This window comes from Neobacillus sp. Soil_C_43 (genome assembly GCF_057656715.1).
Genome location: NZ_JBDGJV010000001.1, coordinates 490,508 through 504,356 on the forward strand (window position 1 = coordinate 490,508; position 13,849 = coordinate 504,356).

16 protein-coding genes are annotated in these 13,849 nt (G+C 36.8%); 4 read left to right on the top strand and 12 right to left on the bottom strand.

From position 1 onward, the window contains the following. Window positions 1–11 precede the first annotated feature (11 nt). A complete protein-coding gene (gene comGB, locus AC3A54_RS02615; protein WP_487653234.1) occupies window positions 12–1,043 on the bottom strand; it encodes a competence type IV pilus assembly protein ComGB in 1,032 nt (343 codons plus the stop codon). After that, complete coding sequence (gene comGA / locus AC3A54_RS02620; protein WP_487653235.1) at window positions 1,030–2,115, bottom strand: competence type IV pilus ATPase ComGA; 1,086 nt, start codon at window positions 2,113–2,115, stop codon at window positions 1,030–1,032. Before comGA ends, comGB begins: the two co-directional genes overlap by 14 nt. 225 nt (window positions 2,116–2,340) lie before the next feature. Between comGA and AC3A54_RS02625 the strand changes: the two genes are divergently transcribed. Both AC3A54_RS02625 and AC3A54_RS02630 read left to right on the top strand, forming a co-directional pair. Next, complete coding sequence (locus AC3A54_RS02625) at window positions 2,341–3,039, top strand: helix-turn-helix transcriptional regulator (RefSeq protein ID WP_308083190.1); 699 nt, start codon at window positions 2,341–2,343, stop codon at window positions 3,037–3,039. A gap of 83 nt (window positions 3,040–3,122) precedes the next feature. Then, a complete protein-coding gene (locus tag AC3A54_RS02630) occupies window positions 3,123–3,365 on the top strand; it encodes a DUF2626 domain-containing protein (protein ID WP_308083188.1) in 243 nt (80 codons plus the stop codon). A 35-nt stretch (window positions 3,366–3,400) separates the two neighbouring features. Here AC3A54_RS02630 and AC3A54_RS02635 read toward each other — a convergent pair whose 3' ends face one another. Beyond that, window positions 3,401–4,492, bottom strand: a complete 1,092-nt coding sequence (locus AC3A54_RS02635) for a class I SAM-dependent methyltransferase (protein ID WP_487653236.1) — start codon at window positions 4,490–4,492, stop codon at window positions 3,401–3,403. Window positions 4,493–4,653: 161 nt separating this feature from the next. Continuing rightward, on the bottom strand, window positions 4,654–5,289 hold the full coding sequence (locus tag AC3A54_RS02640; RefSeq protein ID WP_487653237.1) for an MBL fold metallo-hydrolase: 636 nt from the start codon (window positions 5,287–5,289) through the stop codon (window positions 4,654–4,656). Window positions 5,290–5,686: 397 nt separating this feature from the next. On the opposite strand from AC3A54_RS02640, the gene AC3A54_RS02645 reads away from it, so the two are divergent. Next, window positions 5,687–5,863: a DUF2759 domain-containing protein gene (locus AC3A54_RS02645; RefSeq protein ID WP_308083184.1), complete on the top strand. Its 177-nt coding sequence runs from the start codon at window positions 5,687–5,689 to the stop codon at window positions 5,861–5,863. A gap of 178 nt (window positions 5,864–6,041) precedes the next feature. Here the strand turns inward: AC3A54_RS02645 and AC3A54_RS02650 are convergent, their stop codons facing one another. From AC3A54_RS02650 to AC3A54_RS02675, 6 genes are all read right to left on the bottom strand, one after another. Then, window positions 6,042–6,455: a hypothetical protein gene (locus AC3A54_RS02650; RefSeq protein ID WP_487653238.1), complete on the bottom strand. Its 414-nt coding sequence runs from the start codon at window positions 6,453–6,455 to the stop codon at window positions 6,042–6,044. 135 nt (window positions 6,456–6,590) lie between these two features. Continuing rightward, window positions 6,591–6,908, bottom strand: coding sequence for an MTH1187 family thiamine-binding protein (locus AC3A54_RS02655; protein ID WP_308083183.1), 318 nt, complete (start codon window positions 6,906–6,908; stop codon window positions 6,591–6,593). Between the two features lie 85 nt (window positions 6,909–6,993). Further along, on the bottom strand, window positions 6,994–8,127 hold the full coding sequence (locus tag AC3A54_RS02660; protein ID WP_487653239.1) for a YqgU-like beta propeller domain-containing protein: 1,134 nt from the start codon (window positions 8,125–8,127) through the stop codon (window positions 6,994–6,996). Window positions 8,128–8,317: 190 nt separating this feature from the next. Then, window positions 8,318–9,514 carry a M14 family metallopeptidase gene (locus tag AC3A54_RS02665; protein ID WP_487653240.1) on the bottom strand — a complete coding sequence of 399 codons (1,197 nt, stop codon included), beginning with the start codon at window positions 9,512–9,514 and terminating at the stop codon, window positions 8,318–8,320. A 105-nt stretch (window positions 9,515–9,619) separates the two neighbouring features. Then, entirely contained in the window at window positions 9,620–10,594 is a 975-nt protein-coding gene (locus AC3A54_RS02670) for an ROK family glucokinase (protein ID WP_487653241.1), read from the bottom strand. A 20-nt stretch (window positions 10,595–10,614) separates the two neighbouring features. Next, window positions 10,615–10,818: a YqgQ family protein gene (locus AC3A54_RS02675; protein ID WP_308084127.1), complete on the bottom strand. Its 204-nt coding sequence runs from the start codon at window positions 10,816–10,818 to the stop codon at window positions 10,615–10,617. Window positions 10,819–11,036: 218 nt separating this feature from the next. Between AC3A54_RS02675 and AC3A54_RS02680 the strand changes: the two genes are divergently transcribed. Next, on the top strand, window positions 11,037–11,888 hold the full coding sequence (locus AC3A54_RS02680; protein ID WP_487653242.1) for a hypothetical protein: 852 nt from the start codon (window positions 11,037–11,039) through the stop codon (window positions 11,886–11,888). On the opposite strand, the gene AC3A54_RS02685 is transcribed toward AC3A54_RS02680, so the two are convergent. Beyond that, a complete protein-coding gene (locus AC3A54_RS02685) occupies window positions 11,860–13,422 on the bottom strand; it encodes a rhomboid family intramembrane serine protease (protein ID WP_487653243.1) in 1,563 nt (520 codons plus the stop codon). The two genes, AC3A54_RS02680 and AC3A54_RS02685, sit on opposite strands and share 29 nt — an antisense overlap. A gap of 136 nt (window positions 13,423–13,558) precedes the next feature. Next, entirely contained in the window at window positions 13,559–13,753 is a 195-nt protein-coding gene (locus tag AC3A54_RS02690; protein ID WP_308083177.1) for a hypothetical protein, read from the bottom strand. Window positions 13,754–13,849 lie beyond the last annotated feature (96 nt).

The following is a 13,849-nucleotide window of genomic DNA, read 5'->3' on the forward strand; positions in this document are numbered from 1 at the left end:
AACCTCCATTTTTAGATACCATCTAATAGATGAAACATAGGTAAAAGAATAGCCAAATACATTGAAACAACTAGAAATCCAATAAATAAATATAATATTGGTTGAATCGTCTTTAAACTTTTTTCAATTATTTCTTCCATACTGTTGAGACAATGTTTACTAAAGAAGAGTAATTCCTGCTCTAATTTCCCATTATCTTGTCCATGTTTGACAATCATGGAGAATTCCATTTCAAAAAATGAAAAGGACGTTAAGATGGTCTCCAATTTTTCTCCTGTTACGAGATTTTCTTTAATCGTTCCCGCGATTTGACTATAAAAAGGCTGTCTTAGGTTTTTCTCAAATAGTACCAAGGCTTCCGATACAGATAATCCACCAGATAATAGAAAGCTTAACTGGATGGAAAAGTAATGGGTATACAGTAATTTGAGGAGCTTGCCAGCGATTGGAATTCGAACAAGCATCGACCTTTGCTTCAAGATGGAGAATTTGCGGAAAATGAGAAAATAATAAACAAATGTTAGGAGTAATGTCAAAAGCAGGCTACCAATAAAAATGGGGAAATATTGGTCAAACATGAAGATAACCTTTGTAAAAAAGTTTTCTTCAAGTCCAAGAGATGAAAAAAGAGTGGTAAATCTAGGGAGTAGCGTGTTTTCCACGAAAATAAAAAGGAAACCTGTAATAAAGAGTAATACCAGAGGATATTGAAGTAATTTCAAAAGCTTATGTAGGTCTTTACCCTTCATTAAAGCAAGACTACTGCCTTCTAAGAGCGCATCAGAAAAGCTGCCATGCTGCTCAGCATAATAAACGTAACCAATTAAATCCTTGTGAAATCCAAGATTGTCTAATGATTCATGAAATGGTAATCCTTTTTTTAACTCTACTAAACAATCATATAATTCCTTCTTTCGTTTTGCAGGTAATTGTAATGCTATAGATTCAATTGCTTCTGCAATTGGGTATCCCCTTGCTAGTAATTCCCCCGTTCTTTTTAGAAAGCTCGCTTGTTCATTGACCGACCATTTACGTGGTTTCATCTTCATACACCAGTCGTTCATATTCAGATTCTTGAATATACCCTAATGCAATACCTTTATTAATGACATCCTTAATTGTTCGGTACCTAGGATTCATCACCTCTCCCCTTGCCGCTTTCATAACGGAATGTAAATTCCTTCCTGACAAGAGTTCAAATACACTTGCTCGTTTCCACCTTCCATACGAATAACAATTCGGAGAACACTCACCCTCGCAAAACGGACAGGTAAGCTCAACAAGTCTTTGTGCAGTAACAGCAATCAGTGTCTGTTCCACTTCTAACCAATTCACACCAAATTCTCGAAGACGGTACACGGCTCCCTTGGCATCTCTGGTATGCATGGTAGAAAGGACTAAATGACCTGTCAAAGCAGCACGTACAGCTATCTTTGCAGTTTCTGCATCCCTTATCTCACCAACCATAATAATGTCTGGGTCGTGGCGTAGAATAGCTTTTAATCCTGCAGCATATGTAACTCCTGCTTTTTCATTGACCTGGACCTGGAGAACAGAATCATAATTTTTTTCAATAGGATCTTCAAGTGTAATCACATTCCGATGGAATAAATGGGCCGTTTCATTTAATAAAGAGTAGAGGGTTGTCGTTTTTCCAGAACCCGTGGGACCTGTGAAAATAATTAAACCATGAGCGTGTTTGAGAAGGGCTAACAGCTTTCTAGTCATAGAAGGAAATAAAGAGAGTTGATGAAAGGGAATTTGTTCTTGTTGGGGTAAAAGCCTGATGACAAGGCTCTCTCTGTTATTAGATGGTAAAGTAGAAAGCCTGAGGCCCATCAATTGTCCGTCTACCTCACAAAAAATAGCTCCGCTCTGCGGACGCCTTCTTTCTCCGATATCCATATTGGCTGTAAATTTAAAATGGGAAATTAATCTGTCGCATTCTTCTTTTGGAAGGGAGAGTCGAGGAATGAGTTTGTTGGTCAAACGAATTTGGACGAGTGTGTCTTTTTTTCTTGGAATAATGTGAATATCCGTTGCCTGATTCCTAGCAGCATCTGAGATGATTCGATTAGCTAATAGTTCAATTGAACTTGCAATGAGTACCACCACCTTTTTATTTTCTCTTAACTAAGATTCGACAAGATTCTAGCTCTTCCTTCTTTATTTTTAAATTATTTTTTTAAAACTACAAAAATATTCTAATATTGTTACAATATAAAGTCGGTAATTGTGAACATTTTCTAAACATATAGTGTTAACATTGTTAACCTCATTCCCATGTAATAATGGCTGTATTATAATGGAATAAATTATGGGGGTCCGAGGTGAATAGAGATGGAACAAACATTGAAGATAACAAACGTTTTGTCAGATCCAACACGATATTACATTTATCAATACATTACCAAACGGCATCAAGAAGTAACAGTCCAAGAAGTAGCAGAAAATTTTAATATTCATCCAAATGTAGCAAGACTGCACCTATCTAAATTAGAAGATGTAAACATGTTAGCATCTGAAACAAAGAAAACAGGTAAGGGTGGTAGGCCAAGCCGGTTATATCGTCTATCAGATGATGTGATTCAACTGCACTTCCCTTATCGCGATTATATGCTTTTATCTAAAGTGGCTATTCAAACAATGATTTCATTAGGTGAAGCTGGTAAACAAGCTCTCTTCTTAACAGGAAAGCGATTTGGTACGGAAATTATTGAACAAGAAATGGCAAAAAAATCGCTTAGTGAGGAATTAGAATTCGATCAAAAGCTAAATATATTAAAAAGTGCCGCTACACTTGCAGGTTTTTATCCTGAATTTGAAGCAAATGGTGAAAAGACTAAAATTTATTTTCAAATTTTCAACTGTCCTTTTAAGGAAGTAGCTGAAGAACATACTGAAACTGTTTGCAGTATGCACCATGAATTCCTAAAAGGAATGTTCGGCGCATTGTTTAATTCAGTTGAATTAGTTGAAAAAGAAAATATGATTTCTGGCTGTGAAACTTGTTCTTATCAGGCACTTGTTACAAACTAATTCGAAACCATTATTTACATTATACCGCCTTTTACTTTATAATATTGTAATGATGGTATCGTAGGGTAAAAGGAGGGGTACATATGGATCGCATGTTCAGAGTTTGTGGTTTCTGGACTGGTATTTTTACCGTTATGTTTTATCTAGGTGATATGGATAAGACGGCAATGCTATTCTTAGCTCAAACAGGATTCTTCGTTCTGCTTAGCTATCTAAAACTATCCGAGCGGATGTATATGTATGTGTTCGGAGCATATTTAACAGTTTTCTTCGTCGGCTTTACATATTGGACAACGTTCATGATGCCGCTTGGCGGAGGACATTAAGAAGAGAAAACGCCGGAAACCCCGGCGTTTTTTCTTTATTCACTAAACAAGTCATTCTCCGTAAAATTAAGAGATTTTTGCTGAATTACAATTTGAAAATAAGCACTCATTCCAGAAGGCATAATTAAACTTCGGATGGCTCGATTTCGCTTACTTACCTCTGAGAACGGATTAGGGTCGTAATGATTTTCTAAATCCTTAAGAACGCCAGCTTTTAATAAAAATTCATCCTGTCTTAACTTGGATAACAGCTTCAGATTCACATGCTCACCTTTTCGAATAAGTGAATCAAAATGGATGTGGGTAGTTATGTCCATTTCCCCTGGATTCAGTAACACATCATCAATCATCTGATGTTGATAATAGCCTCGTAAACTGCCCCTCGCCCTTTGTGGCTCCATCCATTCTACATTTGAATAGCCATAATCAGCGGTAACGACCAGTCCCTTAAGTAAAGTTTTTGAAATTTCCTTTAGCATATTCTCCATTATTAATGGAACTTCTAGCCGTTGGTTTTCATTTAGATGCAGTTGATTGTCCTCTAAAAAAGAATAAATGGCTGCATTGGATAATGGGACCCTTTTCTCGAACAACTTTTCATTTTGACAGCCAATCATCACCTCAAATAGCTTTCCATTAACTTTTTCAATTACATGGACAGGAAGTGCATCAAAAAGTTCATTCGAAAAGACCATTCCTTCAAAGGCCTCTAGTTCATTAAGATTTTCTACTTGGATAATGGAAAAATCTTTGCTTACCAGTTCTCTCTGTAATTTGCGATGGTAGGGGCTACTTTCCACAATAATATATTCGATTGGTGTTTGGATGGATTTGTTCCATTCCTCTAAAAAAGCCCTAGCAAAACGCCCATTACCAGCACCAATTTCACAGAACACAGGGTTGAATTCATTCCTCTCACAGACCTGAGAAAACCATTTAGCAATCAACCTGCCATATATATCAGAAATGTTACTTGTCGTTATGAAGTCTCCGTTCCGTCCAATTTTCTGTTTGTCTTTCGTATAATAGCCGAATTCAGGATGGTAAAGGGCAGTTGAAATATAATCGGCATAGGAAATTAAATTCATTGGTGCTGTTGAAATTAATTGTTGTAAATAGCTAATCATAAAGACTCCTTTTAGGTTAACACTATTGACATAGTGTTAAAGTTATTATATTGTTAGATTAGTAGCTTAACAATATCCCCTCCCGTTATATGAATAGAACATCCCCCAGAAAAACCCTTCTCCTTCGAGAAGGGTTTTTCTTTGTTCTCTCCACTTTCTAACTAAAAACCATTCAAAAAAGGGTTACTATCCATTTCTTCTATAATAGTTGTTACAGGTCCATGACCAGACAGAACATACGTGTCTTCAGGTAAACTTAGCAGCTTGTCATGTATGCTTTTTAACAGCTGTGCTTGATTGCCTCCTGGCAGATCCGTACGGCCGATACTTCCTTGAAATAAAGCATCACCCGAAATAACAAATCCTTCTTTTTCAAAAAAATAAGAAACACTTCCCGGTGAATGGCCAGGAGTATGAAAAATGACGAACTCAAAATTACCTATCTTCAGTGGCCCCTCATCCTTAATGAGGTGGTCAGCAGGAGATACTTTAATTGATTCAACCTGAATAAAAAACTGAGAACCATTTAATGCGGGATCACCGAGCCATTTTTCTTCCTGTTTATGTAGATAAACAGGAATATTGAATGCTTGTCTCACTTCATCTACAGCCCCTATATGATCAAAATGTGCATGCGTTAAAAGGATCGCACTAGGTTTCAGTTTTCTTTGGTTCAGTAAATGGATTAGTTTCTTTCCTTCACCACCTGGGTCAAAGATTAAGCATGACTTATCTGGATTTTCAACAATAGTACAGTTTGTTTGTATACTTCCTAAAGGAAGTTGTTGCCATTTCATTTCCAGTTCCTCCAATCAATACGATATATTTATTTTACACTATTTAATAGGCTCTGTTAAAATTTCCTGTTGATTTCCGCTCCAGGCTCGAGCGGTTCGTGGGCGTTTCGGCGAGCCTCCTCTGCGCTTGCGCCTGCGGGGTCTCCCCTGAACCGTACTCCCACAGGAGTCTTCGAGCCTTCCGCTCCAATCAACAGGGTATAAAAATCAATACTGTTCTTTAACATAGCCATTTAATAAAGAGAGAAAAATTGCAGCAAACACATTGCTGTTTTTGCTCTCGACAAATGAAAGAAAAAAATATAAAATAGGAAACGAATGTATATAATATTGTTACATAATTTTCTTTAAAGTGTTAGGCACATTGCCTCATTATACCAAAAAGGGGGGACTTTTCATGGGTTTAGTTATTATTTTCGCTATCGTAACCCTGCTTGCTGCATATGGTGGATATAGCGCGCTAAAGAATAAAAATTTCTTAGGTGCATTTTGGGGTATCGCTTCTTTTCTTGTTTTCGGATGGTTCACAGTAATGACAGTATTACAACACGGTTTTCCTACTGGAACTCATTAAAAAACACTTAATGCCTTTTAAGGCCTGAAAAAAGACTGTCCATTGACAGTCTTTTTTTTAAGCTGTTTTCGCAAAGATTGTTGTTTTTCCTACTTATGTTTTTCAGTGAAGACTCACTTCTTTTGAATTGATTACTATTAATTTCATTTACTCTAGACAATGTTACTGTTTTTTCTGCTTACTCTGTCCGAAGTTCCTTTGCCTTCTGACAATGTTGCTGTCTTTTTCGCCAACTCTGTCCGAAGTTGCCCTGCCTTCTGACAATGTTGCTGTCTTTTTCGCCAACTCTGTCCGAAGTTCCTTTGCCTTCTGACAATGTTGCTATCTTTTTCGTCAACTCTGTCCGAAGTTCCTTTGCCTTCTGACAATGTTGCTGTCTTTTTCGCCAACTCTGTCCGAAGTTCCTTTGCCTTCTGACAATGTTGCTGTTTTTTCTGCCAACTTTGTCAGAAGTTGCCCTGCCTTCTGACAATGTTGCTGTTTTTCTGCTTACTCTGTCCGAAGTTGCCCTGCCTTCTGACAATGTTGCTGTTTTTCTGCTTACTCTGTCCGAAGTTCCTTTGCCTTCTGACAATGTTGCTGTCTTTTTCACCAACTCTGTCAGAAGTTGAATCAGGTCCTATCAGCATCGGATTTAAATTCACTCAAATGTCCGATGTTGCTTTTGAATCAGGAACAAAAAAGTACTGAGAGCAACAAAGTTTACGATAAGAGCCTTTTTTTATTTTCATTCCTCATTTAGGAGGCTTGTAACCCGGTCTACTTTATATTCCATTGTTCGTTTCACATCTCTCCGATCATCAATGCGAATCGTTGTAGCCACCCTCTGGATCCCTTCTGCAAATGGAACCTCGTGCATGGCTTGGATTACTTCAAATAGAACAGGAAGTTCCCCCTCAATAATAGTATTCATCGGTGTAAGTTGAAAGCGGATTTTTCCAGCACTCTCATACTTCTTTAAAACCTTTTGTACACTTGCTACATATTTACTGACACTTGGAGTTTCCGTACCTAATGGAATCACGGTCACATCTACAATGGCCATGGACAAGCACCTTCTTTACCTAGAATTTATAACAACGTGATTTTATCACATTGCTTGAAAAAACAAAAAGAATGACTCTCGTGTGTCATTCTTTTATCAATTCATAGGTTTCTTTTGTTTTTAAATCAATTATTTTCTCAAATCGATTTCCGTATAACAGGGCATTACCTGAAGGAGAAAAAAGAATGGGTTCATTATCAAGGTGCTCCATAATTAGTTCGCTCTTTTTCCTCTTAATATTATAAGAAACGAGCTCAAATCCCTCTGTATAGGAGTCAACCTCACCCGAGCTGAGAGGCTCAAAGGTTATAAATTGACCTCTATTCTTTGAGTAATCATAGAAAGGCACTAACCAATCTGAAAATTTAGTTAGCTGTGGGATTGAAAATGTAAAGCTCTCTTTCATTTCTTTATCAAAAAATGTATAAGCTGCCACGGTTGAATCGTCTTTCTTAACAGAAACAGTCATTAGCACATCTTGAAAAGTCGAAAATTGTATTACTTCTGGTAATACTGTTTTATCTTTTCCTGTTTCTATACTTCTTATAATAAGTGGAGCAAATAAGGAGGGAGTATTTTCATCCCAATTTAAATAGGCAAGGTTCTTTTCGTCAATCCACTTAATAAAAGGCTGTGGTAAGGTCAGCTCTACTGTTTTTAATTTACTCGTATCTAATAACGATAACTGAAAGTTCCAATTTTCATCAAATTTTGTGACAAGAATTTGTGATTCATTAAATAAGTTCCACTCAAAGTCTAATTCATAGGACGCAAATGACTGTTTCATTTGTTCACTACCATTTTTATCTATTATGGTCACCACCCCCTCGTATGAAGAAGGGGAGGAATGAATTAAAATATTCTTCTTAGAAGGGCTTATTTTTACAGTAACGATAGGGTACTCACTTTTATAAATTAACTTGCTTTTCCCAGATAAAAGGTTATATCTATATACGCTTGATGTTTGCTCCAGATTCGTAATATAAAGAACCTCCGTGTCAGAAAGCCATCCACCAAGCATGTAAAACTCGCCTTCTGATATGGAGATTGGTAATTTCCAATCAGCTTCCTCATGAGGAGTCGTTTCTTTTTGCGTCTCTTTTTTTACATTCGTTTTTTGTTTTGGTTGCTGTTTATCAGCACAGGCAGTTAATAGAAGGGTCAAGAAAATTAATAGTAACACGAAGAATGGATGCTTGTTATTATTCAGATGGTCCAATTTAATTCTACTGCCCCCTCCCTTTATGCTTCTCTTATGTTAGTACGTTTTTTTCAGAAAAATGTTTCAGGTTTTCTAACTTATAAGACAAAATAGGAAAAAAGCCGTATACCCGGCTTTTTAAACGTATTGTCTTATTGATGATAATTTATTTTAATCAGTATGGAGAGAGAAAACAAGTATATCGTGTCTATAAAAATGAAAAAGACAGAGCAGCTTTAAAAATTGCCTCTGATGGCTTTATTATTTTTTGAAATTGCGATAGGGGAAGAGGATTGATCCCCTTTCCTAACTCCATAGTAAAACCTGGGCGTTTAAACTCTTGGATAAACCAATCTTTATACCCTGCATGACTATTTACATAACGTATGGCTTGGTATCCGCTTACTCTCTCAAACTCTTTGGCCAATTCTTCTGATACTGAAGGCTCAAGACCTTCATACCCCCAGTAAAATTCCTCTCCTTGTGTGTGGAAGGCAATTATATAATCAAAAGAACTATTTTTTGCTAAATTCGCCATCGCAATCGCTTCAGGTTCAGTTAATGGTGAATGGCCTGGGAAATCCCTTGGCGCTGGGGATTTTGGTGTCTTATTTCTTTTACAAACGTCCCAATTAGCAGGAAACTGATTATTGAGGTCAATCCCTCTAATATTGGCCTTCCAATGAACGAATTCATCGCTTCCCTCATTCATTTGAATTACTTCCTCCCTCAACTCCCTAGGAGGCCCATTTAATACGAGGTCTACTCCATCAGGGTTGACCATAGGTACAATAGATAACTCTATTTCTTCATATGAATGAAAAGTCTTTTCTCCTCTTATCATAGATCCATTAGTTAAAGAGAGAAGATAATTATTGACTAAGCTCATTAAAACCATAGTTGTAATCCATTCATTAGCATGGAACGAGGCATTCATATGTATTTTCTTTTTACCCCGTCCGATTCTAATTTCATGAATTGAATTTCCAAGAACACTCTTACCTATTATATTAACTGAAATAAAAGGATAAGCCTTCTTAAGGGAATGAATTGTTTTTACAAGGCTACGATAAGTACAAGCAGATTTCACTGTAGTAAATGGAGTAGTAATCCTCTCTGGTACATATATGATCTCACCCATTTTTACACGTTCTGACTCCATACTTGGATTTAGGATGAGCAGTGCATCTACATGTAGATCGACAGCCGCTGCAATGTCTAATAAGGTATCCCCATCCTGTATTACATAGGGGATTAATATATTTCCTGGTATTTTAACTTTTTCTCGCAATTTCAGGTTATTTGGACTTATATTAGGGTTGGAATCTTCAATGAGGCTGATCGGCACCTTAAACAAGCGACTTAAAAAGGATAATGTCTCTCCGGAGCGTATAGTTATTTCCATTCTTCCCCCTCCTCCCATCATAAATAGATATGTTGGATGACTGTAAGAAATGAATGTATAAAAAGAAAAAGCCTGCATGATTGCAGGCTTTCAAATGATTGTTTACTATTGGTTTAATTTATTCTTTATAAGCCATGCTGCCCCAAGGACTCCAGCATCATTTCCTAATGTTGCTAAAGACAAGGTTGTGGATTCTCTGACAGCCGAGAAAGCATATTTAACAAAGTATTCTTTTACCTTATTTAATAGAATGCTCCCAGCTTTTGAAACTCCACCGCCAAGGACAATCATACCTGGATTTAACGTGTTGGCAATATTAGCGGCAACAAAGCCTAAGTGAAAGGACACCACATCCAAAACTTCAAGAGCTAATACATCCCCATTTTTGGCTGTATCGAACACATCTTTAGCTGTTATTTTTCCATTATTGATTAAAATATTCCTTAGTTCACCCTTTGATTCGCTCTTATTTAACTCTTCCATCGCCAAGCGAACAATACCTGTAGCTGATGCCACTGTTTCAAGACACCCAGTCTTGCCACAATTACATGGTGCACCATCAAAAGGGATAGCAGTAATATGGCCAATTTCTCCAGCTGCACCGTTCACACCCTGAACGATGTTACCATTAGCAATAACGCCACCGCCAACACCTGTACCTAACGTAATGCAAACAAGGTCCTTAGCTCCATTTCCAGCACCCTTCCACATCTCACCCAAGGCTGCACAATTGGCATCATTTTCAATTGTAGCTGGAAGCATGGTAGCTGTTTCGAGACTTGCTTTTAATGGATAATTATCTCTCCAGCCTAAATTCACAACGTTTAAAATGATTCCATTCTCGTAGTCTACAGGCCCAGGCGCACCCATTCCAATTCCTATTAATTTGTCCTTCATCTGACCTAATTCCATTAATTTTTCATCAATGGCTTTTGAAATATTGAATGTAATATTTTGACCTTCATTCGTGTTATCTGTAGGTACTTCCCATTTTTCAACGATTTCTCCATCCATCGTGATAAAGGCAATTTTAGTAGTGGTTCCCCCTAAATCAACGCCTGCAATCCATTTCTCTGACAATGTATATTCACCTATCTTTGTTATTTTGATTTTTCTTTCTCTACTTGAATTTCGTGTCTTAAAATTAACAATGCCGTTTGGAACTCTCTTGTTTCTACTAACTGCGACTGATACAATTCCTTTAATTCCGACTCCATTAATTCAAGGTCTGCGACTCTATCTCCGACATAAATAATCGTTCCAAATTGCTTTAAGAATTGCTGAATTTCATAAATCGTTTTCATCATGATCCCCTTAATTTTAATATGGAGAGAATAATTAGTTTCACAACAAAAAGTATAACCTAAGCAAAATTCCACCTCAAGGCAATAATTTATTTATTCTATAAAAATCCTTCTTTATTAATACATGTCCAATTTATTGGCATTTCCATGATTATGTTGCCATATAACAGTAACAGGACAACCAAAGTGTTATTTTAACCACGGAAGGAAGAAAAATTGTGAAAAAAATTTATGTCATGGTTGGAATTTTAATCCTCGGTATCACTGCTTACGTTTACTTCCAAGTAAAAACACCTGTGGCAGAAGAAAGTATTACTTATTTCCCAATTGCTCCTAATGTTAACTTTACATCTGCCAAGACCTCTTTATCTCTAATTGAACCAAGTTCCCTGCTTTGGAAGATAGATTCCACTCTTGATCGAAAAGCGTATTTAAGGCAGGATGCAGGGTTTTTATACTCCAATGGAAGGCTAATCGGTGAACTTGGCGATTGGAAACAAACTACCTCAAAGCTCTTACAAGAGAAGCGCATCCCTATTAAGGATTCTTCTCTTTTTCAAGCAATTACTTTTCACCAAGGAGAACTCCATGAAAATGACGGCTCAATATATAGTTCACAAGCATTATCAGATGATTATTTATACGTCATTCCCCAGGAAAACACTAATCGATCCTTCCACAGTCCTAAAACAAAAGAACAAATTCAATGGAAACAAAAACTAGATGAACAAACAGAAAGAATGCTGCAATACAGCTGGAATAAAGGGATTAGGCACTATACTATTCATTTAAATGACTATCAAGCACTCCCATTCACTCTATTTAACGAAAATGCAAAGTCTGGTTTATCAGGATTTTCGAAAGCATCTTCCAATCGAATTGTTGGTCAATTATGGGAAGGCCTTTATAAAAATTACTTCCTTGGCATAAAAAAAGCCGATGGCACCTTTATATCTCCGATCGGCAGTGCCCTCCCACTTATTTTACTAGCAAAAAATAAATCACATATATTAGTTTTAACTGAGACAGTAAATGGAGAGCCTATTCTCCTTCGCCAGATGATTGAATAAGTTGATCAATTTCCCGAACTAAGGCCATATATTCCTTTTTTTCCGGTCTTAGTTTGGCTGCTCTTTCGGCATATTTTTTTCCTTGTATTAGGTCGTTTTCTTCTAAGTAAATAAGTGCCAGATTATAGTTGGCTTCTGTAAATTCAGGTTCCAATTTTAAAGTCTTATGCAAATGTGTTCTTGCCTCTGTTAGCATGTTTTGCTTAATCTCCGTAAAGGATAACAGAAAATAAATTTGAGCCGAAGGGTTCTCTGACCTCTCCTCGACACCCTTAAGAACTTCATATGCCTGCTTATAATTCTCATGGTTTATATATTCTTGAGCTAATATGAGATTTGAATTTTCATCTTTTGAGATTAATGTATCACTAAAACCGAAATATAAAGATATCGCAACCGCCATAATGGATAGGAGTAAAAAAATTCCTTGTAATAGAGGTTTTTTCTTCTTTGGAAAATGCATCATTCCTGATGCCAAAAATCCTCCAATCAGCCCACCTAAATGTCCAGCATTATCTATTCCACTTTGTGAAAAACCAAATGCAATATTTACTAAAAAGATAGCGACCACGTACGTTCCAAGTGTCCTTGCAAATAATTTCGGGTAGATGACACCGAAGTAAAGTAAGGCCCCAAAGCACCCCGAAATAGCTCCACTTGCTCCTACTGAAACGTTATCAACAAAAATAAAGCTAGCAATGAACCCTGTTATTCCCGAAAACAAGTAGATAAATACAAACCGGACACTACCGTACATTCTTTCAACTGCCGTACCTATAAAATATAAGGACAGTGTATTCATAGCTAAATGGGTAAATCCACTATGAAGAAACACTGGTGTAAGAAAACGCCACCATTCACCATCTTGAATGTATGGATTAAACTTTGCTCCATACTTAATCAAATTCTGGTTATTCGTACTTCCACCATGTGTCTCTAACCAGAAAAAAACGGCAATTTGAATGATCATAAATACATAGGTAAAAAACGGTTTACCGCTCGTAAATACAGCTCTTTCAGAGTTCGCTTTTTTTATTGCATATTCTAAAGCGGAATTCTTTAAATGGGTAACATCCTGTTCGGAGTATTCATCGTTAATTGAAAAAGTAATATCCTTTCCATACCGCTCTGAAAGAAATCGCAAACCTTCATCGTAATTCTTACTGGTTAACAAAACTGAGTTCACAATCGTTTTCTTTCCTTCTGGATAAACAAATGGCTTAGCCAGTCGATACTCATATTCATCAACAGGTGGAAATTGACTGACATATATATTTAATAATTTTAGTTCCCCACGACGGACCTGTCTACGGACTCTCTCCCCATTAGTTGTGCAAAACTCAATATCTTTTTGTATGGAGTTGCTCCAGTCAATGTCTCGGCGAAGCAAACGAACAATTGGAGCCCCCTTACTTTCAAGTTTTTCTAACCAAAGCTCTTTTTGATTATCAAATAATTGAATAATTCTATAGCCCTGCTCAGATATAAAAAAATATGCCAACCTCCAAAAAACATAGTCCTCTCTATAATTCAACTTCCCCCCTACTTTCTATATAAGAATAAGTCGCAGTTAGAGACATTTTAATTCATTTTTTCCTCATTATTTTCATTATAAACGAATAAACCAAGTCACCATAATTAAACAAACAAAAAAAACCATCTGTGGCTTTTCACCGTTCAGATGGTCCTCCAAATACCGATTGCATCATTTTATTTTTTACACCAGGAAAGCTCATGATGGAACCAACAGCTAACCTACGCATCCAACCGGAACCAAGTAGAATATTGATTAATCGATATCTATATCGATAGGCAAAATATCCAATTGAGCCAATCATCAAAATGGATGTTAACATACGTGACATTCTCATCCCTCCTGTTGTTATTTTGTGATACTGGTTTGCATATTATCCAAAAATCATAAAATAAAGACTGACCTTTTGCAGTCAGCCTCTCATTGT

What these genes read in the sequence shown, in the direction of transcription:
- comGB (WP_487653234.1), bottom strand. Translation starts at nt 1,043, where the DNA reads ATGAAACCACGTAAATGGTCGGTCAATGAACAAGCGAGCTTTCTAAAA.
- AC3A54_RS02625 (WP_308083190.1), top strand. Translation starts at nt 2,341, where the DNA reads ATGGAACAAACATTGAAGATAACAAACGTTTTGTCAGATCCAACACGA.
- AC3A54_RS02630 (WP_308083188.1), top strand. Translation starts at nt 3,123, where the DNA reads ATGGATCGCATGTTCAGAGTTTGTGGTTTCTGGACTGGTATTTTTACC.
- AC3A54_RS02635 (WP_487653236.1), bottom strand. Translation starts at nt 4,492, where the DNA reads ATGATTAGCTATTTACAACAATTAATTTCAACAGCACCAATGAATTTA.
- AC3A54_RS02640 (WP_487653237.1), bottom strand. Translation starts at nt 5,289, where the DNA reads ATGAAATGGCAACAACTTCCTTTAGGAAGTATACAAACAAACTGTACT.
- AC3A54_RS02645 (WP_308083184.1), top strand. Translation starts at nt 5,687, where the DNA reads ATGGGTTTAGTTATTATTTTCGCTATCGTAACCCTGCTTGCTGCATAT.
- AC3A54_RS02655 (WP_308083183.1), bottom strand. Translation starts at nt 6,908, where the DNA reads ATGGCCATTGTAGATGTGACCGTGATTCCATTAGGTACGGAAACTCCA.
- AC3A54_RS02665 (WP_487653240.1), bottom strand. Translation starts at nt 9,514, where the DNA reads ATGGAAATAACTATACGCTCCGGAGAGACATTATCCTTTTTAAGTCGC.
- AC3A54_RS02675 (WP_308084127.1), bottom strand. Translation starts at nt 10,818, where the DNA reads ATGAAAACGATTTATGAAATTCAGCAATTCTTAAAGCAATTTGGAACG.
- AC3A54_RS02690 (WP_308083177.1), bottom strand. Translation starts at nt 13,753, where the DNA reads ATGTCACGTATGTTAACATCCATTTTGATGATTGGCTCAATTGGATAT.